Source organism: Pseudovibrio sp. POLY-S9 (genome assembly GCF_001431305.1).
In the GTDB taxonomy this organism is placed as follows: Bacteria; Pseudomonadota; Alphaproteobacteria; order Rhizobiales; family Stappiaceae; genus Pseudovibrio.
In genome coordinates, this window is sequence record NZ_LCWX01000145.1 from 178,675 (window position 1) to 200,081 (window position 21,407).

Here is a 21,407-nt window from a genome sequence, read left to right on the forward strand (position 1 = left end):
TTCAAATAGATAGCGTAGTATTTAAATCAATCTACGCTAACGGTTTCAGTGCTCGCCAAAACCACTTCTATTGCGCGGTGCAACTCGGACATTTGGTCTTCGTCGAGGACTTCAACAAGTTCACTGCGCGTTTCTACATCCAGCTGCTCAAGTGTAAATTTCTCTGCAGGAAGCTCTACGAGAGGTTCAGAACTGGCAGAAATCGGCAGAATTGGGCTATCCAGGCGCTCTGCTTTGACGCGAGCATCTTCCAAAATGACATGCACGAGGCCGCGGCGGTCGTCGGGGAGATTAACCTCGGCAACGATCGCATTGACAGTGTCGCGGTCTCCCAGCAGCAATACTGGCGGCTTGGAAGTCGCAGAATTAGTCATCGAGAGGGCAGTCAGCAACGCGCCCATAAACACTACTAGAAGATACGGCATATACTAGATTCTTACGGTCTAAGTGTCAGTTCAAGCTCAGATTATACAGGACAGAAGTATGAAGTAATAACCGCTCGAACTGGTTCATTTCTTTATATTCTTCCAGGGTGTTACGCGCCAGTGCAGGATCATCCGTGATAATTCCATCTACACCCATGGAGATGTAGCGCAACATTGTAGACGGATTGTTAACCGTCCAGACAAAAACCTGCTTATTGGTCTCTTGTGTTCTTCTTATGAAGTTCAAAGAGGCGGAGGCGGAGGAGACGGCTACGAAGTTTCCTTTGAGTTCGGAGAAATTACCGATAGATGTGGCGGTAAGAAGGCCGATGTTCCAATTTGGTTCTAATTTTCGCATTCTTGTGAGGGCTGATCGCTCTAACGACATGATTGCTATGTCGTTTTCCATGTTAGCCTGCGTGATGATGCGTGCGACCTCATTTTCGAGGTGTTCGTTGCGGCTGCGGGGATAATATTTGAGCTCGATGAGGAGAACTGCCTTCCCCCTCACAATCTCAAGCGCCTCGCGAAGCGTTGGGACGCGTTCACCCTGAAACTCCATCCCAAACCATCCGCCCACATCGAGAGCCTGGATTTCCTCCAGTGTCAGGTCCCAGACATTGGCTGGCTTGCTGATGAGGCGCATGAAGTCGCTGTCGTGGGCGATGACCACGGAGCCGTCTGCGGCTTCCTGAACATCGACTTCAATCCAGTCGGCTTTGTCCTCAATTGCTCGCTCCAGCGCTGCTATGGTGTTTTCCGGCGCGTGGGCGGAGGCCCCGCGGTGGGCGATGATCAGGACATCTTTTTGCGGCAGATCGGCTGAGACCCAATACGTCCCTGTCAGCACCACGATGGTTCCGACCACTCCAATGAGAGCGGCAAGGCGCATAGGTGTCAGTGGGTTGGCCCACTTACTCTCCAGCTTTGGCGTATGCGGCACCTCAGAGAACGTGTGCCCCTTTCCATCGGCAACGAACAAAGCTGCCTTGAAAAGCAATGCCATAGTGCCAGACATGACGCCACTGATCAGCGTATTGCCGACCAACAGAAGCACGACGAGGCTGCCCAGGATCGCTGCCAATGTCTCGGGGGAATTCTCCCCAAACGAAATGGCGTAGGAGCCGATCAGTTCCAGCGAGATCAGGAAGAACGCATGGATGAGGATGTCCAGAAGCAACCACAGCGAGACGGCACCTGCAAAGACAGGACGGAGGCCACGCGAGAGGAACCGGGCCCGCGAAAAGGCGGAGCCAACAGGATGATCTCTCAGCACCACGAGCGGCAAAGACAAACCCCAGACGAGGATGGCATAGAGTGGCATAACGATAACCAGTGCCACCCCAATTCCGATGAAGAAGGCAGCCATCCAGAACTCAACGGGTTGAAACTGGAGGTAGTAGCTGAAGTCATGCTCCTGCAAAAAGATTAGTATACTCAGTGCGATAATGACAAGACCCGGGATCATTGCCATCACCAATCGCTGTGTCAGCCGCCATGTAAACATACCAAGGCGGGGGAACATGCTGAGCGTTGAGAACAGAGCATTCCGTGCAGCAGGGAACGCGCTTTCCTGCCTGTCCAGCACCGCGAGCAGAGCAACCTGCTCAAGCAGTGCCATGGCGATGAAGACGACGACAAAGAAGAACGCACCGAGCAGCCCAATCGGCGACAGAAAGAAAGACGCGATCTCATAATCGGCCAGCACTGCATTGCCGGAAAGGCCAATAACGAAGTTGCCGATACCAGCAACAATAGGTGTGATTGCAACTGCACCGAGAAAAACAAAGGCATAGTGAACCAGCAGCAAGCGAAATGCGTTTGCTTTCCAGCCACGAAGTATCAATTGAGCAAGCGTGTTTAATCGAGCTGCCATACCCTGTTCTTATCGTTGTTGGTGCAGACAGACTGGCTGATTGATGCCAATTAAATGCAATGTACCTGAAGAAGGTTCCGTAAGAGCGCATAGGTGCTGCGAAGTCAAGATATGCCAAACAAACGGTAACAGTTGAGCGGGGGATTCGCGTATTTTCCCAATATTATCCCATTTATTTATGCGAATGATTTGCAACTGCAAAAGTGCGGAAAAGCTTTTAATGACAATAAGTTGCAACTGAAACTCATATTTAGAAATACTCTAAACTACTGAAAGTGCACGTTTTTAAACTTGACAACAATAGTCAGGAATATGAAATAGCCGCAGTTTTCTCACGCTTTAGGGCGTGACAACATTTGGCAAACTGAATTCGTGCAGCCCGGATTTTCCGCTCGCAGCGCGAGGCGAATTCACTGCACATTTAAGGGGATTACAATGAGCTTTATCCGTGGCGCTTTGCTCGGCACTGTAGCACTCGGCAGCCTTTCTACTGTTGCTGTCGCTGCAACTCCTTCTGACGTTCTTGCAACCTACGGCGACATCGCCCAGGCAGCGTTTGAAGACTCTCTGACAACTGCGAAGACCCTTCAGGGTGCAGTGGACGCGCTTGTCGCAGAGCCAACTGAAGACAACCTGAAGGCCGCACGCCGCGCATGGATTGCAGCTCGTAACCCATACCAGCAGACAGAAGTTTACCGCTTTGGTAACGCGATCGTTGATGACTGGGAAGGCAAGGTCAACGCCTGGCCGCTTGACGAGGGTCTGATCGACTACGTTGATGGTGCTTACGGCAATGAGTCCGAAGAGAACCCATTTTACGCAGCAAACATCATTGCAAACACCAAATTGACTGTTGCTGGCGAAGAAATCGACGCCACTGAAATCACCCCTGCGCTGCTTGCTGAACAGCTTCAGGAAGCTGGTGAAGTGGAAGCAAACGTTGCGACCGGTTACCACGCAATTGAATTCCTGCTGTGGGGACAAGATTTGAACGGAACGGGGAAAGGTGCTGGCAACCGTCCTGCTTCTGACTTCGACGCTGCAAATTGCACCGGCGGCAATTGTGAGCGCCGTGCAGACTACCTTCAGGCTGCAACGAAGCTGCTTATCACCGATCTGGAAGAGATGGTTGCAGCATGGAAAACCGACGGCGCAGCACGTAAAGAGCTGGCTGACAAAGGCGAAGCTGCAGGCATCGCAACCATCCTGACCGGCATGGGTTCCCTGTCTTACGGTGAACTGGCTGGTGAGCGCATGAAGCTTGGCCTGATGCTGAACGATCCTGAAGAAGAGCATGACTGCTTCTCTGACAACACCCACATGTCTCACTACAACGACGTGGTTGGCATCAACAACGTATTCCAGGGTAAATACACCCGCGTTGACGGTTCTGTTGTTGAAGGCGCTTCCCTTAAGGACTTGCTTGCAAAGGCAGATTCCGCTGTTTCAACTGAGTTGGAAGGCAAGCTGAATGCTTCCCTCGGCACCTTTACAGCCATGAAAACCCGCGCTGAAACCACTGAATCCTACGACCAGATGATTGGTGAAGGAAACACAGAGGGTAACGCAGTGGTACAGGCTGCTATCGATAGCCTGGTTGACCAGACATCTTCCATTCAGCGTGCTGTTCAGGTGCTGAAGCTGGAAAATATTGCATTCGAAGGCTCCGACAGCCTCGACAACCCTTCTGCAGTATTCGAATAAGATATCCAGTCCCGCACGAGACACCTCGTGCGGGACTTATCCCCCTCGCCTTTTGTTTGCGTTGTTATGTGCGTTCATTTGCGTGTTTTAGCGTTTTTGCGAAGGCCTATGTAAATACAGGCACCCGTTATGCCAGGAATGGTTCCAGCCACACTTCGCCGTCGTGCAGGAGTGATAGCCACTACCGCCGCTTTTACCAGCTTCCTCATTCCCGCCGCTTCTGCTGTTGATCTGAACCAGCGAACCGATTTCAGTGACGGGGATAAAGCGAAAGTCAGCCGGGTTTTGAAGGCACCGACTGATTTCTCCAAAGCTGAAAATTTTGAGTTTATGCAAGCGGGAAAAACAACGACCCGGAAGCCTCTCAATCGCGCTGTCTTTACCTACCCAAGCGCCAACCTCCCTTTCGAGCAGCATCAGGACTTCCGTTTGGGTGAGAGCCTGTTCCAGAAATTTTGGGTGTCGACCCCGAGTTCTACACGCGCCTCTGACGGTCTTGGCCCTCTGTTTAATGCCCGCGCCTGCGAAAGCTGTCACCCGAAAGCAGGGCGCGGTCGCCCGCCGGTTGATGACGAACGCCCAGTTTCCATCTTCATGCGCCTCTCAGTTGCCCCTTCCACGCCGGAAGAGCGGGCTCTGATTGAGAGCGGTGAAGTGCCTCTCCTTCCCGAGCCGACCTATGGTGGCCAGCTGCAGAACTTTGGCGTGCCTGGCGTTCCCGGAGAAGGCGAGATGAAAATCACCTATGAAGAGATCAAGATTGATCTTTCTGAAGGTGAGACCGCCTCTTTACGCAAGCCAACCTACACCATTGAGAATCTGGCTTATGGACCGATGTCTGAGCATGCGCTGATTTCGGCTCGTGTTGCGCCGCCAATGATTGGCCTTGGCCTGCTGGAAGCGATTGCAGACACCGACATCACCTCTCAGGCTGATCCGGAGGATGCTGACGGTGATGGCATTTCTGGCCGAGTAAGCTGGGTGAACCCTGCTGACCCTGACACCAAGCAGGTTGGCCGCTTTGGCTGGAAAGCGCTGAACGCCACCGTGCAATCTCAATCTGCTGGTGCTTTTGCAGGCGATATCGGCATTTCGACACCGTATGACCTGCGCAGTTATGGAGACTGCACCGAAGCCCAGACTGCGTGCTTTGAGCAAGCGCATGGCGAGCAGGCGCATCTTGGTGTTTCAGAAGCGCCTGACCCGGTTCTGGACCTTGTGGTGTTCTATTCTCAAAACCTTGCCGTGCCAGCGCGTCGTGATGCGAATGACGCCCAAGTGCTTGCTGGTAAAAAGGTATTTTACGAGACAGGCTGTGCAAGTTGCCATACGCCTAAATATGTCACCAGCCGCACAGCTGAAAACCCGGAGCATCAATTCCAGCTGATCTGGCCTTATACAGACCTGCTGTTGCACGATATGGGCGAAGGTTTGTCTGATGGTCGTCCAACAGGTTCTGCCAGCGGAAATGAATGGAAAACACCGCCGCTTTGGGGTATTGGACTGACAGAAACTGTCAATAATCACAGGTTCTTCCTGCACGATGGACGTGCACGTGGCCTGCTGGAAGCTGTGCTGTGGCACGGCGGTGAAGCAGACGCTGCCAAAACCCGTGTAGTTGAAATGCCTGCTAAGGATCGAGCTAATCTGATCCGGTTCCTGGAGTCTCTTTGATGCAGTTTAAGCGTGCTGTCACTCTCAGCCTGGCCGTTGCCTCGGCAATTGTTGTCTCTACGCCCTCTTTTGCGGCAGATACCACTGACTATGCTCAGTTCCCGCGCTCCAGCGTAGAGCAGTATATTCGCCCGGCGACCAAACAGCTTGTCAGCGCGCAGACCGACCTTGAGAAGCGAACTGGTGATTTGTGCACCAGTTCCACAACTGAAAGCACCACTGCCTTTAATGCGGCTTTCAGCAAATCCGTTGCCGCACTCGCTGGCGTTGACTTTTTACGCTATGGGCCAATGGCGCAGGACAACCTTGCTCAACGGCTCGCCTTTTTGCCGGACAGTCGCGGTGTGGTTCGCCGCCAGATCAATAAGGTGGTTGCCAAACAGGACCCTACTGTTCGCGACCCAGCCTCTCTTTCTGTCAAAAGCGTTGCCTTGCAAGGGCTGACTGCTCTTGAACGCATCTCTTATGCCAGTGATGGCACTTTGACGCTTGGTTCTGGCAAGGACGCTGTTTACCTTTGCGATTATGCCGAGAGCATCAGCATCAATCTGGTTGGTGCCGGATTGGAGCTTGAAGCCGAATGGGCTGATCCTGACGGTTTTTCCAAGGTGCTTCTGGAGCCAACCAAAGGTGGCGGTGTGGTGCACACCCACAAAGAAGCTGCGGAGATGGTGTTCAATGCCATCACCACGGGTCTGATTGTCGACAAAGACCAGTATCTGCTTGTTGTGCTTGGCAAGACCGAGAAGAAAGCCAACCCAAAGAAGGCGCCATTTGCCCGCAGCGGTAATGCTGTCACCTACCTTTCAGCCAGCCTTGCGGGTTTGCAAGGCGCTTTGAATGCAGGTGGCTACGCAAAGGTGCTGGAAGACGAGCAGGACTGGGTGGAAAGCTCGCTGAACTTTGAGTTTTCCAATGCGCAGCGTGTGCTTGCGAACTTGCCAAAACCACTTCAGGACACTGGCAAAGAGCCGGAAGTGCGTGAGCAACTGCGTTATCTGATCACCATTATCGATGGCATTAAAGTTGTGATGGCAGAAGACCTTGCTGGCTACGTTGGCCTTGCAGGAGGCTTTAATGCGCTTGATGGCGATTAAGCCCCTTGCTCTGAGCAGACGGCAGTTTTTAACGGGTCTTGCTGCTTCTGGTGTTGCTTTAAGCGCCAGCAGTTCTCTGGCTTTTGCCAATGGCCTGCCTTTTACTGAGGCCGCAGACCTGCAACTGTTTGCCAGTGCTTTGCGTACACCAACGGGCAGTTATGCTCTTGCTGTGTTTAGCGAAGATGGCGAGGTGCTGTACCAGACAGCGTTGCCGGATCGCGGGCATGCCATATCCTTTGACCGCAACTCCATGCGCCTGCTGTCTTTCGCGCGGCGGCCCGAGACTTTTGCGGTGCTTGCAGACCTGACAGGTGCACGAGAGCCGGTTGTTTTCACGTCACCTGAAAATCGTCATTTCTATGGACACGGGGTGTTCTCACCTGATGGCCGTTTGGCCTATGCGCCTGAAAATGACTTTGCCAACGTGCGCGGTGTGATCGGCGTCTATGATGTTTCCGGTGACCAGCCAAAGCGGATCGGCGAGTTCGAGAGCTATGGTGTTGGTCCGCATGATTTGCTGATGTCACCCGATGGCTCGCAGCTTGTTGTTGCCAATGGCGGGATTGAAACTCACCCTGACATGGGGCGTGAGAAGCTGAACCTGGACACGATGAAGCCCACTGTGGCTTTCATTGACACTGCAACAGGTGATCTGCTTGCCAAACAGGCACTTGGCTCTGATTTGCACCAGCTCTCCCTGCGCCACATGAGCTTTGACGGCAATGGTGATGTGTGGGTTGGCGGGCAGTTTCAGGGTGCGAAGGATGCGACGCCTCCGCTGATGGTGCATCTGGGGCTTGATAAGGCCGCTACAGCTCTGGAGATGCCACTGGAGCTTACCAAGGGCCTGCAGAACTATGTTGGCAGCGTGGAGATGAACCGCTCCGGCGACGTGATTGCAGCCTCCTGTCCGCGTGGCGGTAAAATCCTGTACTGGGATGTGGCGCAGCGGTCCTTCATCGGTTTCCACCAGGTTGCAGATGGCTGTGGTGTGGCTCCGCTGGACGAGGAAAGCTTTGCTATTACTGACGGAAACGGCGCCATCAGCTTTGGCGGAACCGAGGATGGTGTGGCCCAGATTATCAGCCAGAGCGCCGGCGTCAGCTGGGATAACCACCTGACACCACTGGGTATCTTGCGGGAGGGTTAGGCTCTTCCTGTGCCTTTCCACATTTTCGAGGGTTGTTGTAATTGGCGCATTGCAGCGCGGCTTAGGATCGGGTAAAGACTACAACACCTCAAGGGCACCTACGCCCGACACAGGCACCCGTAGCTCAGTTGGATAGAGCGCTGCCCTCCGAAGGCAGAGGCCATAGGTTCGAATCCTATCGGGTGCACCATATTTTTCCATTGTGATTGCCGCGCTATATCTCCTAATTCCGCTCTACAAAGTTTGTTAAGTTAAACGGGCTGCTGGATTTTTTGTTTTGTGAACTCGGAGAGGCGATTCAGGAAGACTCCCAGGTCTTGTTGGAGGTTGTTGAAGTTCGGGTACTTTTCGAGTGTTATTTCGCTCATGTAGAGGCCGCGGCTGACTTCGATCTGGAGGGAGTGCCAGCCTTGTTGGGGGCGGCCTGTGTGGATGACCAGTTCCGCGCCTTTGTAGGGATCATTGATCTTCACCTCATAGCCAAGGTTTGTGAGGATATCCCAAGCTGTGTAGATGTATTCGCGGTCGCAGGTGGTGCCATCCCGATCGCTGAGGGTGATGTCTGGCCTTTTTTCGCCTGCTCCAGTTTCGTGCATGACTGTGGAGACCGCCTGCATGCTGTGGCAGTCCAGGTGATAGGCCACACCGAAACGCGCATGGGCTTGTTCCATCAGGCGCGTGAGTGCGTCGTAGTAGGGTGTGTAATAGGCATCTATGCGGTTCTCGATCTCCGCAACGCTCAGTTCACGGTCATAAAGCGGACCGCTGGTGGGTGGGGCTTCTGTCCAGATGAGGCCTTTGCCAAGGTCACTGCGGAAATCTGGTTTTGCAGCTCGTGTCCAGCCTTTGATGGTAGCCGGGTCAATGTTGTCGGCACGTCGATTTGGATCGATATAGATGCGAGGGAAGAGCGCCTCGAGGTAGACGCCACCGGTTTCAGCTGCTTTTTCAAAGAGTTCGTGGACGTATCTGTCTTCTGCGCATTTGTAGCGGCTGGCGGGCACACAGGGGCGGAAGTCCGCGGGGTAGATCTCTCCGGAATGAGGAGAATCCACCACCAGCGGGTTGGTCAGCTCTATGGGTCGATGGATGTTCAGCACGTTTTCGATGGATTGGGGCAATGTGTTTCTCTCAAATGTTTTTGGTTTAACTAGGCATCATTAAGGTGACAGGCAGAGACATGGCCGGGAGCAATTTCCCTCAGGGTTGGCTGCTGCTCTGAGCATCGTTTGGTGGCAAATGGACAGCGCGGATGGAAATGACATCCGCCTGGTGGTGCAAGAGGTGACGGGATTTCGCCTTTGATCGGCTCATACACCTGTTTGCGGGCGTCAATGCGCGGGACTTCGCGCAGCAGGGCCTGCGTGTAGGGGTGGTTGGGCTTGGAGAAGAGTTCATCCGTTTTTGCAATCTCAACTACGCGGCCCAGATACATGATCACCACACGGTCCGAGAGGTGCTCCACTACGCCGAGATCATGACTGATGAACAGATAAGTGAGGCCGAGCTGTGCCCGCAAGTCCATGAAAAGGTTGATGACCTGCGCCTGAATGGACACATCCAGCGCTGCAATGGACTCATCACAGACAAGGAATTCCGGGTTTACGGCCAAGGCGCGGGCGATGCCGATGCGTTGACGCTGTCCGCCGGAGAACTGATGCGGGTAGCGGGTTTTGAAATCTGGATCTAAGCCGACGCGGAGAAGCATCTGGTCCACATAGTCGGAGAGCTCTGCCTTTGAGACAAGGCCATGGACACGCGGGGCTTCCCCGATGATCTCATTCACCCGTTTGCGTGGGTTGAGAGAGGACATGGGGTCCTGAAAGATCATCTGCACCTTCAGTTGGGCATTTTTGGCATCCGCACCGGAGAGCTGTTTGACGTTGTCTCCATGGAACTGAACGGTGCCGTTGCTGGCCTCATGGATGCCTGCCACGACGCGGCCCAGCGTGGATTTTCCGCAGCCGCTTTCGCCAACAAGACCAACCACTTCGCCCGGTGCAATGCTGAGCGAGACATCATCGACCGCGTGAACCACCTGCTCCTTAAGACTGGAACCGAAGAAACGAAGTGTTTTCTCAGCAAGGTCCAGCTTTTTGGTGAAGCGCTTGGAGACGCCTTGCAGCTCGATGACCGGAGTTTCCAGAAGCGTCATGCCATTTCCTCCTGCTTTACAGGATGGAAGCAACGGACTTGCCTTTCCTCTCCTAACTGCGTGATCTCTGGCGTGGCGACCAGACAATCACTCTGTTTTGCCGAGCAACGACTGGAAAAGGCGCAACCAGCGGGCAAGTTGAGCAAAGAGGGTGTCATGCCGGGGATCTGGTAGAGTTTGGCGCCGCGTTTGTTTCGGCTTGGGACAGATTCAATGAGGCCCTTGGTGTAGGGGTGCAGCGGTGCGTCCAGCACCTCATCAATGCTGCCCTGCTCTACAATCCGCCCAGCGTACATAACGGCAATCCTATCTGCCAAACCGCTGATGACGGCCAGATCATGCGTGACCCAGATGAGGGACATGCCGGTCTCGGAACACAACTTGCGGACCTCGTAGAGGATCTGTGCCTGAATGGTGACGTCCAGCGCCGTTGTTGGTTCATCGGCGATGATCAGATCTGGCTCGTGCAATAATGCGATGGCGATGGCCACACGCTGTCTCATGCCGCCTGAGAACTGGTGCGGGTAGGACGTGAGGCGTTCATCCGGTGAAGCGATGCCGACGCGGACGAACGCTTCACGGCAGCGTTCTCTGGCCGCTTGTTTGGATATGTCCTCGTGGGCCTGAATAGCCTCAATCATCTGCGTGTCGATGCGCAAGACGGGATTAAGGGTCATCATGGGGTCCTGAAAGATCATGGCGATCGTCTTGCCTCGCAGCTCGCGCCACTGTTTTTCGTCTTTTCTGGCCAGATCATCTCCATTGAGGAGGATCGAGCCACCAACCACCCTGCCCGGTTCGTCCACCAGACCGATCAGCGAGAAACCCGTCACGGTTTTGCCAGAGCCACTCTCACCAACGAGACCGAGGATTTCACCGGGTTTGACGGAGAAGCTGACATCATCAACGGCTTTGACAACACCTGCCTTGGTGAAGAAGTGGGTTTTGAGGTTTTTGACTGTGAGTGTGTTTGGCGTGTTCATTTTTGTCCTCACTTCCTCAGGCGCGGGTTGAGGACATCGCGCAACTGATCGCCCACCAGATTGATGGCAACCACGGTGACAAGCAGGGCTATGCCGGGGAAGATTGAAATCCAGTATTTGCCGCTAATCACGTACTCAAAGCCATTGGCAATGAGCAGGCCGAGAGATGGTTCTGTCTGTGGCAGACCAACACCGAGGAACGACAGGGTTGCTTCCAGCGCAATGGCGTGGGCGGTCTGAACCGTTCCAACCACAATGAGTGACGGCAGACAATTTGGCATGATGTGCAGGAAGAGCACGCGGGCATGACTAAGGCCAAGGCAAGTGACGGCTTCCACGTACTCCTTCCCACGTTCAACAAGGGCTGTTCCCCTCACCGTTCGGGCGTAGTAGGCCCATTGCGCGACAACGAGGGCGAGGATGATTTTGTCGACGCCTTTGCCCATCAATGCCAGCAACATCAAAGCAACCAGAGAGGCTGGGAAGGAAAGCTGCAGGTCTACGATACGCATGATGAAGGTTTCTGTACGGCCTCCAACATAAGCTGCGATCAGACCGACGGACATGCCGATGATGAGTGCGATGATGCCGCTGGTGACACCAACAGAGAGCGAAATGCGCAAGCCGTAGAGGATCGCAGAGAAGAGGTCACGCCCTGCCCCATCTGTGCCGAGCCAGAAGGTGTACCCGTCAAAGCTTTGCTCTCCTGGCTCCATGCGTGCATCCAGCACGCTGACTTGGGCTAGGTCATAAGGGTTTTGCGGGGTGATCCATGGGGCGAACAGTGCTGCCATAATGATCGTGAACAGTAGGAGCGCAGCGACGACGGCAACTTTGCTCTCAACAAACTCTGAGAGGAAGCGGCTCATGGGAGTATCGCCAGAGAAGAGCTGCTTTCGCGGTGGTTTGAGGCTTGTTTCTATGGTCATGAGATGCCCCTTAGTTCGCCGCATCCTGAAGCCGCACTCGCGGGTCCAAAATGGAGTAGAGGATGTCAACAATGAGGTTGATGACGACGAAGAGCACCACGATAATCATCAGATAGGCCACGATGATCGGGCGATCTAGCTGCTGAATGGCATCGATGAGCAGCTTACCCATGCCGGGCCATGCGAAGATGGTTTCTGTAACTACCGAAAAAGCAATGAGAGAGCCGAATTCCAAGCCAAGGACTGTAACCACGGGGATCATGATGTTCTTGAACAGGTGCACCATAACAATGCGGTTGGCAGAGAGACCTTTGGCGCGAGCGAATTTAATAAAATCCATATGCATCACTTCCCGCACCCCTGCCCGTGTCAAGCGGATCACCAGCGAGATTTTTAAGAGCGCGAGATTGAGTGCCGGTAGAACAATGTGAGACAAGCCATCTGCGGTGAGGAACGAGACCTGCATGCCGAGCACCGAGATGGTGTCTCCACGCCCTGTAGCGGGCACCCAGTCTAGCATCACGGCGAAGAGCATGATCATCATGATGCCAACCCAAAATGTGGGCAGTGAAAAGCCCAGAATTGAGCCGCTCATGATGAGGCGTGAGGAGATGGCGTTGGGGCGTAGACCCGCGTAAAGACCTAACGGAATGCCAATGACAACCGCCATGAGGAGCGCCATGAAGGCGAGTTCCAGCGTGGCAGGCATCCGCTCTACAATAAGCTTGAGCGCTGACTCACCAAAGATAAAGGAGGTGCCCAGATCTCCTTTGAAGGCGTTGCTGACGAAGACCGTATATTGCTGCCACACGGGCTTATCGAGGCCGAAGTCGCGGATGACGCGCTCAATCTCGGCCTGATCCGCATCCGGTGCGACCAGCATATCGATGGGGTCCCCCACCACATTCACGCCAAAGAACACAATGACGGACATAGCAATCATGACTATGCCACTTTGCATCAGGCGTCTGAGAACGAAGACAGACATGTCTTTAAATCTTTCGCAGGTAAAGCCAACCCATTGAAATAATTAAGGTGAGTGCTGGCCTTAGAAAAGAAAAAGACCGGCATAAGCGCTATGCCGGTCTTTTGTTTGCATGCGATTACTCAGCGGATACGCCCCAGGACAGGGTGTATTCATCCGTGCGAGGCAGGTACTCTAGGCCCTTGCGGGTCGCCCACGTATTCACCTGATAATGCAGCGGAATGATCGCCTGATCGTTGATGGCGATTTCAGTTGCTTTTGCGAGCAGATCCTGACGCTTTTCATCATCGACAGTTGCCAGAGCTTCTTCAATCATGGCGTCCACTTCAGCATTGGAGTAGCGGCCACGGTTGGAAGAGCCGAACCCCTGGCTCTTATCGTAGGTATGGATGAGAGAGCGGAGTGGTGAGGATGCTTCGCCAGAACCAGCGCCCCACCCCACGAGAACCATTGAGAACTCGGGCGTGTTGTTTGGACCACCACGAGATGCGCGCTTGAAGTAGACAGACCGCGGCATGGTCTCCACATCGGTTTTGATGCCAACGCGGTTAAGCATCTGTGCGATAGCTTCCACGATCTTGGCATCGTTGATGTAACGGTCATTCGGGCCGTGGATGCGCAGTTCGAAGCCATCACCAACACCGGCAGCTGCAAGCAATTCTTTCGCACCCTTTGCATCATACTCAACCGGCTTCAGGTTTTCGCTGACACCAAAGAAGCCATCTGGCAGAAGCTGACCTGCTTTGACGGCTACGCCTTCCATCACGCGTTCAACGATCAGATCACGACTGATGGCCTTGGAGATCGCCTCACGAACACGCTGGTCTTTCAGCGGGTTTTTGATCGCGCCGCCGCCCATGGCTTTCACGAATGGACTGTCGTCGCGGTCATGGTCCAGATGCAGATAGATGACGCGGTTGGATGGCCCCTGCCACAAGGAGACTTTGTCGTTGCTGCTTAGCACTTCAATGTCTGTTGTTGGGACGCCGTTGATCAGATCAACATCACCTGCCAACAAAGCAGCCACACGAGACGGGCCGGATTTGATTGGCTTGAAGGTTACCTTGTCCCATTTTGGCTTTGCACCCCAGTAATCAGGGTTTGCCTCCAAAACAATGCGATCACCCGGCACGTACTCAGCATATTTGTATGGGCCGGAGCCAACGGTTGCCTTGCCGGAGTTGTACATCTCGGTTGTCGCGTCCGTTCCGGCTTCTACAGAGATGATACTGACGGTTGAAATGTCATTAGGAACAAGCGGATAAGGCTTTTCAGTCACGATATGGACTGTGTAGTCATCAATCTTTTTGACCGTTTTGCCTTTGGTGTATGTGGCAAAGCTGGATGGTGAGTTTGGCACATTTGGTGCGCGCTCAAATGAGAACACCACGTCATCCGCATTAAACGGATTGCCATCATGGAACACGACGCCTTCACGCAGTTTCAGTTCCCATGTGGTGGCGTTAATTGGCTTCCAGCTGGTTGCGAGGCCAGGCTGTAGCTGCTGTTTTTCGTTTTGGTGAATAAGCCGGTCAAACATATGATAGGCAATCATATTGTTCGGACCCAGATTATGGTAGTGCGGGTCAATCGCGCTCGGCTCTGAAGACAAGCCGATTGTCAGGTCTTCAGCAGACGCTATTCCACCCATAAGCAACATGGCACTTGCTGTTCCAGCAAGCCATTTGTGCAGCTTAATCATTGCTGCTCCCCTCTCAAAATTTTCGTTCCCTCTGGCGATTAAAATTCATTCGCCCAGTAACAATGCCGCTGCTTCTTTATATGAGTGTGCTTCTGCCAAAACGGGCAAATCACCGGTAGAGCTTCGCGGTTGACTTAAACCGTAGTATGTGTTTTCAACATTGTCATTCAAAATTTTATAATCAAAACGCATAGAACTATGTCAGATACCCCTACACGCCCCCGTCTCAGCCTGCGAGAGTTTGAAGTTTTACGCGCTGTTATCAGCGTTCGCAAAACAACTGCCGCTGCTGCTCGCCTCGGTATTTCGCAGCCAGCAGTGAGCCGCGCGATCAAGCATCTGGAGGAACGTCTCGGTAAAACACTGTTTAATCGGGAGAGCGGTCGGCTTGTGCCAACCTCTGATGCTTTGGCGCTGAATGAGAAGCTTGAGGCTGTTTTTGAGATGTTGGCGGGGATTGAGAACGAGACCTTCGTTTCTCAGCACAGCAGCAAGCCGCTGCGCCTTGCTGCGCCGCCAACAATCTCACACCGCTTTTTGCTGGGCGTGATGGCTGCTTTCATCAAGGCTTATCCGGGGCAGAAGGTTGAGTTGGAGATTGGTACATCCTCGGATGTTCGCAATCATGTGGCTGAAGGGCATGCCGATTTGGGGATTACCGACGGGTTATCCAAACACGCTGGATTAACCCTGGAACCGCTGCGCTCTGCCATTGCACATGCGGTTTTGCATCGGGATCATCCCCTTGCCAGCAAAGCATTTATTGAGCCTGAGGACTTCGATGGGCAAGATTTTGTCGCCCTCACACGAAGGTTTCCTGTGCGAGCGATTTTGGAGCGCATGTTTGCGGAACGGGGAATTCGGCCTAATATTGTTGCCGAATCTTCTACCGCCGTCTCCGTGAGTGAGCTGGTGCATGCAGGTGTTGGTGTCAGCGTCCTCAACCCGTTTCCTGTGGCGCGAAACCATCCAGAAACGCTGGTTTTTCTGCCGTTTAAGCCGCGCATCTCCTACCTCAACGCCTTTATACTGCCCGCAACGACACCAAGCACGCCAATCGCCAGAAAATTCATTGAGTTCACGCGCGCCTTTGAGATTGAGGACCCATATTCAACACCAGCCTAGATATGGTTGTTTGGCTGGTGTGACCTATACTTTTCAAGGACCATTGCCATGATTATTGAAAGTACAGCTTACCCTATCGAAATCGATTTTCCCGATATCCTGCCCTACAAAGTCGGCAATACCGGAGTGGATTGGATCACCACATTTGATTCCGGCACTGCCGGCCCGCATGTGATGATTTCTGCGCTGGTGCATGGCAATGAGCCGTGTGGTGCGGTTGCTCTGGATTGGTTGTTCAAGCAGGAAGTTCGGCCTGTGCGCGGCAAGCTGAGCTTCGCTTTTATAAATGTGGCGGCTTACAACTCGTTTGACCGGAATGACCCAACCGCTTCGCGTTATCTGGATCAGGATTTCAACCGCGTTTGGCAAAACTGTTCGCTGAATGGCCCGGAAGTGACGCGCGAGCTGGAACGAGCACGCGAAGTGCGTCCTGTTGTCGATACCGTAGATTACCTGCTGGACTTGCATAGCATGCAGCACAAGAATCCGCCGCTTATGCTTGCTGGCGATCAGGAGAAAGGCCGTGCGTTAGCCAAGCAAGTAGCTGATCCTGAATGGATCATCTGCGATTCCGGCCATGAGGAAGGCAAGCGATTGCGTGATTATGATGGATTTGGCGACGCAATGAGCCCCAAGGCTGCGCTGTTGCTGGAGGCAGGGCAACATTGGGAAGCTGCGGCTGGGCCTCGTGCTATTGCAGCGTCTATTCGTTTCCTGCGTGCAACAGAGTGTGTGCCTGCTGATTTTGGTGAGGCGTTTCTTGCAGAACAGCCGCCACTGGTTCCGCAAAAAACAATAGAAATCGTGGCACCTGTTACGGTTCAGCATAAAAACTTCCGTTTCAACGATGATTACCTTGGGATGGAGGTCATTGCCGAGAAAGGAACTGTGATTGCGACGGATGGAAAAACGCCAGTTGCAACACCGCATGACAACTGCGTGCTGATTATGCCAAGTCGCCGGTTGCTGGTTGGGAAGACTGCCGTACGACTTGGGAAGCTGTTGGATTAAGAGTACTTTGGGGCTGGGAAACTGGTTCCCAGCCACGCAATTTAAGCGCTTAACTCTGCGGTTTCAGAGCAGATATTCTTCAAGCTTTCCCATTGCCATTCACTGAGAACGGGCGTCTTCTTTGCCCCAGGGTCGGCAAGCTCATTCAGCGTATTCACGCGTTCTTGTGTTGGCGGATGGCTGGAGAGGAAGCCCAGAGCCTGTGTGAGAGCATTGGCTTCACTGTGCTCTGCTGCGATCTTTTCAAGGAAGCTCGCGAGCCCGGTGGAATCTACGCCTGCGTTTTCCAGCATCTGAACAGCGAAAAGATCGGCTTCACGCTCCATGTCTCTGGAGTAAGAGCTGTCGAGCATAGACTCCCCAACACTGGCAACGATACTGCCGCCGGTGAAGTCTCCGATGAACATGGAAAAGACGATTCCCGTGCCCGCCACGTTTATCAGCTGCTGCATGGAGTGACGGTGTTTGACATGGCCAAGCTCATGCGCCAGCACGGCGGCCAGTTCGTCAGGACTATCAACCACCTCCAACGTGTTGGAGAGAATGGTGATCCTGCCACCAGGAAGGGCGAAAGCATTAGGTATCTTGCTTTCAACCACTGTCATCACCGGGTCAAACGGCAAATCCATACCCTTTGTGAGGCGCTTTGCCATTTGCTCCAAAGCGGCCTGACCCGTTGAGGCTTTACAGATTTTCTCTTCACTCAAAGCCGGGATCAGTGTTTCTTCAACGCTCTTGCCAAGTTCCGCTTCCCAGGACCTCGGCACGTTGTGAACCGCGTATTTGGAAAACGCAGGTAAAAAGTAAATCAGCGCAAGCGCAATCAGGGCGATGGATGCCAAGCTGCCAAACACAATTTTCTTTGTGTTTTCACGCTTTGGAAGCCCCGCTACTAAACGAATTTTGCGCTCAACGGATTGCGCGGTCTCTGTATTCGTGATTTTGACGTAAGCAGTGCTTGTTGGCTTGTTCAGCTCTACCACCATGGCGGTTTGAGATGTCCAATCACAGAGCAGTTTTGCCGCGGACCAGCGCGCATATTCCTGATCGCCTGCCAGATCTGTCAGGACCATCTCATCATAGTCAAACCAGATCTGACAGTTGCGTACAGCTGCAGACGTGCCATCAAAGAACTCAGCGTTTCCAAGCAGTAACTTCATGGTCAGATCACTTCAAACCCTGCATCAAGCGTATCAGCAAGCCCCATGCCAACTGCATTTTCCAGATCACCAGCAGCAATCGCATCCTTTACGCTGTGGGCGTTGATGACCACCATGCTGCTCATCTTCCACTCAAACAACATGACTTGAAGGACCATCATGTTGGCGAACAGAAGCACTCCATAATAAAGAGCAAAGACTGGCAAGAAAGCCAGACTGAAAAAGCCACTCTGTGGCTCTAGCTGGACTCCAACTGTTACAGCCAGAAGAGTACCAACTGCACCTACAATTGAGATACCCACGCCAACAATCACACCATGAATGATATAGGCGCCGTAGAACTTGGAAGCTCCGATATAACTCTCGAAGCCGGTATCACCAATCTTTGTGGAGTTGGCCTGAAGACGGAAGATTCTCGCCATGGCAAGAGGCCAGAGGACCATAGACAACAGAACTACGAGCGGTAGGAAGGCGAGGGCTTTACCTTGTGTATACATCGCCGCAATCAAGATAAATGCGACGGGCAATAACGTGATCGCATAAACAGGTATCAACGCATCAAAATAGTTCTTCGCTTTTGCAGAATAGCTAAACTGCTGATTTCCAAAATAACTGGCTTCTGCCAGCATTCTGTCCAGCTTTGCCATACGCCATGGTAGAGCAATGCCCAGAGTAATGACTGACAGGATAGTCCAGAAAAGCCAAACGCCCACATAACGCCAAGCAGAGCCTTGCATGTGGAAGCGAATGCCGCGCCAGCTTGTGCGGGTTAGCAGGTATCTGCGGCGGCGAAATAGTGCGTATGGTGTCAGCAGAAAACCAACAACAAACATGATGCCGAAACCAACGATTGTTGCAATAGGCCCCATGAACTGGAGACCGAAACCGAGCGCATAGAACGGTATTAGGATTGCTAGAGCAATCAGGAAACCAATGAAAAGCTCTTTGCCCGTGCCATGGTAGCGAAGATGATCGCCTTCCAGATGGGTCGCGGACCAAAGAGATCTACGCAGGCCCGTCATGGCCCAGAAACGGTAGATACCCAATGTAGCAACCGTCAAAGTGACCCATGTCATAATGCGTCCGAAGAACGAACCGCCAGAAAAGAGGATATAACTCCGCTTTGGTGAACCCGGATTTTCCTGAGCAATGTCAATAGTCATGGCACGATCCAAAATTTTTAAATAAAAACGTCTTTCTCTGTAATTCCACTCGTCAAATTATGCAAACACTCGAAAGCTGAGTGAGCACTATTCTTCTATAGCAACTCTTAGGCCATGAATGCCTGAGGATTTCTTAGGTTAACGAAAACAGGCGCATCTTTGCAGATGCGCCTGTGTAGAATCGATGAATGTTCTGCGTCCTAAACGAAGCAGTCCATGATTTCCTGTTCGCGAATGATACCGACCGGGCGGTCTCCGCGATAAACTGCGATTGGACCAGCGTTGTGGCGCTTCATCTCAATCACTTCGCGGATCATCTGCTTCGCTGCGCATTTTGGCATCTCTTCAACGCTCACGATCACATCAGCGCTCATCTGAGAGAGGTCTGTCATGATGTCTTCAGCGTGCAGAACGTTGAGTGGGTTCATGTGCGCGACAAAGGACTCAACGTACTCATCCGCTGGTTTCTTCACGATTTCCTGCGGTGTACCGATCTGCACCACATGACCGCCTTCCATGATGGCGATGCGGTTGCCGATTTTGGCGGCTTCGTCGAGATCATGGCTCACGAACACAATGGTTCTGTGCAATCTTTCCTGCAGTTCCAGCAGCTCATCCTGCAGACGGCTGCGAATGAGAGGATCGAGTGCAGAGAACGGCTCATCCATCAGCAGGATTGGCGCATCTGTTGCGAATGCACGCGCCAGACCAACACGCTGCTGCATACCACCGGAAAGCTCATGCACGTATTTGTCGCCCCAGCCGCCAAGACCAACAAGTTCCAGCTGCTCTTCGACACGTTCCAGACGCTGGGTCTTAGGAATGCCGGAGAGTTCCAGGCCGAAGCCAACATTGTCTCGCACAGTGCGCCAAGGCAGCAGGCCGAACTGCTGGAATACCATGGCAACACGTTCGCGGCGCAGTTTGCGCAGGCGAGAGGTAGAGCAAGTGGTTGGGTTGACCTGCTCGCCATCGTCAGCAACGAGCACTTCGCCGCGGCAAACCTTGTTCAGGCCGTTGATGGCGCGGAGCAGGGTGGATTTGCCAGAACCGGACAGGCCCATGAGAACGAGAAGTTCGCCCTGCTGGATGTCGAAGGTCGCGTTGGCAACACCAACCAGCTGGCCGGTTTGGTCCTGAATTTCAGCGCGGCTTTTGCCGGCATCAATTAAGGGCAGGGCAGCGTCGGGCTGATCGCCGAAAACAATGGAAAGGTTTTTGAAGGAAACAACAGGATTGGTCATTTTTTGCTGCCCTTTTCTTCTGAGCTCTTGAAGAAACGGTCAAGCACAATAGCAATCAGCACGATTGCAATACCAACCTCAAATCCTTTAGCGATGTTCACTGTGTTCAACGCACGAAGTGTTGGAACACCAAGGCCATCCGCACCAACAAGGGCAGCGATCACAACCATGGACAGTGACAACATGATGGTTTGCGTCAGGCCAGCCATAATGTTTGGCAGCGCATATGGCAGCTCGATCTTAAAGAGCTTCTGCCAATAGGTCGCGCCAAAAGCTTCACCAGCTTCCAGCAGATGTTGCGGCGTGGAGGCAACACCAATCTGGGTCAGGCGAATGGATGCGGGCAAGGCGAAGACGACAGTTGAAATCAGACCTGGAACGACACCCAGTCCGAACAGGATCAGGGCGGGGATCAGGTACACAAACGTTGGAATTGTTTGCATCAAATCCAGCACAGGCCGTACCCATGAGAAGAACTTAGGGTGATGCGCGGAGTAAACGCCGACAGGAATACCAATCAACATACAGATAAAGGTGGAGCTGAGGATCAGCGCCAGCGTTTCTGTGGTTTCATCCCAATAGCCCTGGTTGATGATGAGCAGCAGGCTCACCGCAACAAACGCTGAAAAGACGAAGGATCTTCTGACCACAAAGGCCAAAGCTGTGGCAATGACCACAATGCCGAGCGGGTGAGGGGCTTGTAGAACCCATAGTACACTGTCGATGAGCCATTCGATTGCAACGGAAATCGCATCGAAAAAGCCACTTGCATTGTCGGTGAGCCAGTCAACTCCCCACTTGGCCCATTTGCCGATGGGTAGTTTGTGCTCTGTTAGCCACTCCACGGGAAACCTCAGATTTTGTTATTGTGTGTCAACGCGTTAACGTCATTTCATTTGCAGGGCAGGATACAAAATTATTGGTACCGACAAGCAGCTTGCCCCAGTGCGCAATGGTTATTCCAGGTGCCGGAGTGTTCTGGAATAATGCGCTAAGAGGCGGACTGCGAGTGTATCGCATC

Annotated in this window: 18 protein-coding genes and 1 tRNA gene; 7 read left to right on the forward strand and 12 right to left on the reverse strand. The window is 53.1% G+C overall.

All coding sequences use genetic code 11. The annotated features are described in order from the left end of the window. Positions 1 to 26: 26 nt before the first annotated feature. Both PPL9_RS13100 and PPL9_RS13105 read right to left on the reverse strand, forming a co-directional pair. Positions 27 to 425: a hypothetical protein gene (locus PPL9_RS13100; protein WP_057463102.1), complete on the reverse strand. Its 399-nt coding sequence runs from the start codon at positions 423 to 425 to the stop codon at positions 27 to 29. A gap of 25 nt (positions 426 to 450) precedes the next feature. Beyond that, positions 451 to 2,301, reverse strand: a complete 1,851-nt coding sequence (locus tag PPL9_RS13105) for a glycerophosphodiester phosphodiesterase (RefSeq protein ID WP_057463103.1) — start codon at positions 2,299 to 2,301, stop codon at positions 451 to 453. 435 nt (positions 2,302 to 2,736) lie between these two features. Here PPL9_RS13105 and PPL9_RS13110 point away from each other — a divergent pair, with 435 nt between their 5' ends. From PPL9_RS13110 to PPL9_RS13130, 5 genes are all read left to right on the forward strand, one after another. Further along, positions 2,737 to 4,005, forward strand: a complete 1,269-nt coding sequence (locus PPL9_RS13110; protein WP_057463104.1) for an imelysin family protein — start codon at positions 2,737 to 2,739, stop codon at positions 4,003 to 4,005. A 129-nt stretch (positions 4,006 to 4,134) separates the two neighbouring features. Beyond that, entirely contained in the window at positions 4,135 to 5,679 is a 1,545-nt protein-coding gene (locus tag PPL9_RS13115) for a di-heme oxidoredictase family protein (protein WP_082596812.1), read from the forward strand. Continuing rightward, complete coding sequence (locus PPL9_RS13120; RefSeq protein ID WP_057463105.1) at positions 5,679 to 6,776, forward strand: imelysin family protein; 1,098 nt, start codon at positions 5,679 to 5,681, stop codon at positions 6,774 to 6,776. The genes PPL9_RS13115 and PPL9_RS13120 overlap by 1 nt, the downstream gene beginning before the upstream one ends. Further along, positions 6,766 to 7,929: a DUF1513 domain-containing protein gene (locus PPL9_RS13125; protein ID WP_057463253.1), complete on the forward strand. Its 1,164-nt coding sequence runs from the start codon at positions 6,766 to 6,768 to the stop codon at positions 7,927 to 7,929. Before PPL9_RS13120 ends, PPL9_RS13125 begins: the two co-directional genes overlap by 11 nt. 113 nt (positions 7,930 to 8,042) lie before the next feature. Next, positions 8,043 to 8,119, forward strand: a tRNA-Arg gene (locus tag PPL9_RS13130). 61 nt (positions 8,120 to 8,180) lie between these two features. Here PPL9_RS13130 and PPL9_RS13135 read toward each other — a convergent pair. From PPL9_RS13135 to PPL9_RS13160, 6 genes are all read right to left on the reverse strand, one after another. Then, positions 8,181 to 9,050 carry an N-formylglutamate amidohydrolase gene (locus tag PPL9_RS13135; RefSeq protein ID WP_208989348.1) on the reverse strand — a complete coding sequence of 290 codons (870 nt, stop codon included), beginning with the start codon at positions 9,048 to 9,050 and terminating at the stop codon, positions 8,181 to 8,183. Positions 9,051 to 9,079: 29 nt separating this feature from the next. Beyond that, positions 9,080 to 10,084 (reverse strand): ABC transporter ATP-binding protein, encoded by a 1,005-nt coding sequence (locus tag PPL9_RS13140; protein WP_057463106.1) that lies wholly within the window; start codon positions 10,082 to 10,084, stop codon positions 9,080 to 9,082. Beyond that, entirely contained in the window at positions 10,081 to 11,067 is a 987-nt protein-coding gene (locus PPL9_RS13145; RefSeq protein WP_057463107.1) for an ABC transporter ATP-binding protein, read from the reverse strand. The genes PPL9_RS13140 and PPL9_RS13145 overlap by 4 nt, the downstream gene beginning before the upstream one ends. Positions 11,068 to 11,075: 8 nt before the next feature. Next, a complete protein-coding gene (locus tag PPL9_RS13150) occupies positions 11,076 to 11,996 on the reverse strand; it encodes an ABC transporter permease (protein WP_057463108.1) in 921 nt (306 codons plus the stop codon). A gap of 10 nt (positions 11,997 to 12,006) precedes the next feature. Next, on the reverse strand, positions 12,007 to 12,984 hold the full coding sequence (locus tag PPL9_RS13155; protein ID WP_057463109.1) for an ABC transporter permease: 978 nt from the start codon (positions 12,982 to 12,984) through the stop codon (positions 12,007 to 12,009). Positions 12,985 to 13,099: 115 nt separating this feature from the next. Continuing rightward, the gene (locus PPL9_RS13160; RefSeq protein ID WP_057463110.1) at positions 13,100 to 14,683 is read right to left on the reverse strand and encodes an ABC transporter substrate-binding protein; all 1,584 of its coding nucleotides are present in this window, start codon (positions 14,681 to 14,683) and stop codon (positions 13,100 to 13,102) included. A gap of 198 nt (positions 14,684 to 14,881) precedes the next feature. Between PPL9_RS13160 and PPL9_RS13165 the strand changes: the two genes are divergently transcribed. Both PPL9_RS13165 and PPL9_RS13170 read left to right on the forward strand, forming a co-directional pair. Continuing rightward, positions 14,882 to 15,808, forward strand: coding sequence for a LysR family transcriptional regulator (locus PPL9_RS13165; RefSeq protein ID WP_057463111.1), 927 nt, complete (start codon positions 14,882 to 14,884; stop codon positions 15,806 to 15,808). 48 nt (positions 15,809 to 15,856) lie between these two features. Beyond that, a complete protein-coding gene (locus tag PPL9_RS13170) occupies positions 15,857 to 16,819 on the forward strand; it encodes a M14 family metallopeptidase (protein WP_057463112.1) in 963 nt (320 codons plus the stop codon). A 41-nt stretch (positions 16,820 to 16,860) separates the two neighbouring features. Here the strand turns inward: PPL9_RS13170 and PPL9_RS13175 are convergent, their stop codons facing one another. The 4 genes from PPL9_RS13175 to choW form a co-directional block, all read right to left on the reverse strand. Beyond that, positions 16,861 to 17,979 carry a M48 family metallopeptidase gene (locus tag PPL9_RS13175; RefSeq protein ID WP_057463113.1) on the reverse strand — a complete coding sequence of 373 codons (1,119 nt, stop codon included), beginning with the start codon at positions 17,977 to 17,979 and terminating at the stop codon, positions 16,861 to 16,863. A gap of 2 nt (positions 17,980 to 17,981) precedes the next feature. Continuing rightward, on the reverse strand, positions 17,982 to 19,142 hold the full coding sequence (locus PPL9_RS13180) for a DUF898 family protein (protein WP_057463114.1): 1,161 nt from the start codon (positions 19,140 to 19,142) through the stop codon (positions 17,982 to 17,984). Positions 19,143 to 19,342: 200 nt separating this feature from the next. After that, positions 19,343 to 20,386 carry a choline ABC transporter ATP-binding protein gene (gene choV / locus PPL9_RS13185; protein ID WP_057463115.1) on the reverse strand — a complete coding sequence of 348 codons (1,044 nt, stop codon included), beginning with the start codon at positions 20,384 to 20,386 and terminating at the stop codon, positions 19,343 to 19,345. Then, positions 20,383 to 21,231, reverse strand: a complete 849-nt coding sequence (choW, locus tag PPL9_RS13190) for a choline ABC transporter permease subunit (RefSeq protein WP_057463116.1) — start codon at positions 21,229 to 21,231, stop codon at positions 20,383 to 20,385. Before choW ends, choV begins: the two co-directional genes overlap by 4 nt. Positions 21,232 to 21,407 lie beyond the last annotated feature (176 nt).

Bases quoted from the DNA above. Each gene is read 5' to 3' on its own strand.
- PPL9_RS13110 (WP_057463104.1), top strand. From the start codon at position 2,737: ATGAGCTTTATCCGTGGCGCTTTGCTCGGCACTGTAGCACTCGGCAGC.
- PPL9_RS13100 (WP_057463102.1), bottom strand. From the start codon at position 425: ATGCCGTATCTTCTAGTAGTGTTTATGGGCGCGTTGCTGACTGCCCTC.
- choV (WP_057463115.1), bottom strand. From the start codon at position 20,386: ATGACCAATCCTGTTGTTTCCTTCAAAAACCTTTCCATTGTTTTCGGC.
- PPL9_RS13165 (WP_057463111.1), top strand. From the start codon at position 14,882: ATGTCAGATACCCCTACACGCCCCCGTCTCAGCCTGCGAGAGTTTGAA.
- PPL9_RS13160 (WP_057463110.1), bottom strand. From the start codon at position 14,683: ATGATTAAGCTGCACAAATGGCTTGCTGGAACAGCAAGTGCCATGTTG.
- PPL9_RS13145 (WP_057463107.1), bottom strand. From the start codon at position 11,067: ATGAACACGCCAAACACACTCACAGTCAAAAACCTCAAAACCCACTTC.
- PPL9_RS13170 (WP_057463112.1), top strand. From the start codon at position 15,857: ATGATTATTGAAAGTACAGCTTACCCTATCGAAATCGATTTTCCCGAT.
- PPL9_RS13150 (WP_057463108.1), bottom strand. From the start codon at position 11,996: ATGACCATAGAAACAAGCCTCAAACCACCGCGAAAGCAGCTCTTCTCT.
- PPL9_RS13180 (WP_057463114.1), bottom strand. From the start codon at position 19,142: ATGACTATTGACATTGCTCAGGAAAATCCGGGTTCACCAAAGCGGAGT.
- PPL9_RS13175 (WP_057463113.1), bottom strand. From the start codon at position 17,979: ATGAAGTTACTGCTTGGAAACGCTGAGTTCTTTGATGGCACGTCTGCA.
- PPL9_RS13115 (WP_082596812.1), top strand. From the start codon at position 4,135: ATGCCAGGAATGGTTCCAGCCACACTTCGCCGTCGTGCAGGAGTGATA.
- PPL9_RS13125 (WP_057463253.1), top strand. From the start codon at position 6,766: ATGGCGATTAAGCCCCTTGCTCTGAGCAGACGGCAGTTTTTAACGGGT.
- PPL9_RS13140 (WP_057463106.1), bottom strand. From the start codon at position 10,084: ATGACGCTTCTGGAAACTCCGGTCATCGAGCTGCAAGGCGTCTCCAAG.
- PPL9_RS13105 (WP_057463103.1), bottom strand. From the start codon at position 2,301: ATGGCAGCTCGATTAAACACGCTTGCTCAATTGATACTTCGTGGCTGG.
- PPL9_RS13155 (WP_057463109.1), bottom strand. From the start codon at position 12,984: ATGTCTGTCTTCGTTCTCAGACGCCTGATGCAAAGTGGCATAGTCATG.
- PPL9_RS13120 (WP_057463105.1), top strand. From the start codon at position 5,679: ATGCAGTTTAAGCGTGCTGTCACTCTCAGCCTGGCCGTTGCCTCGGCA.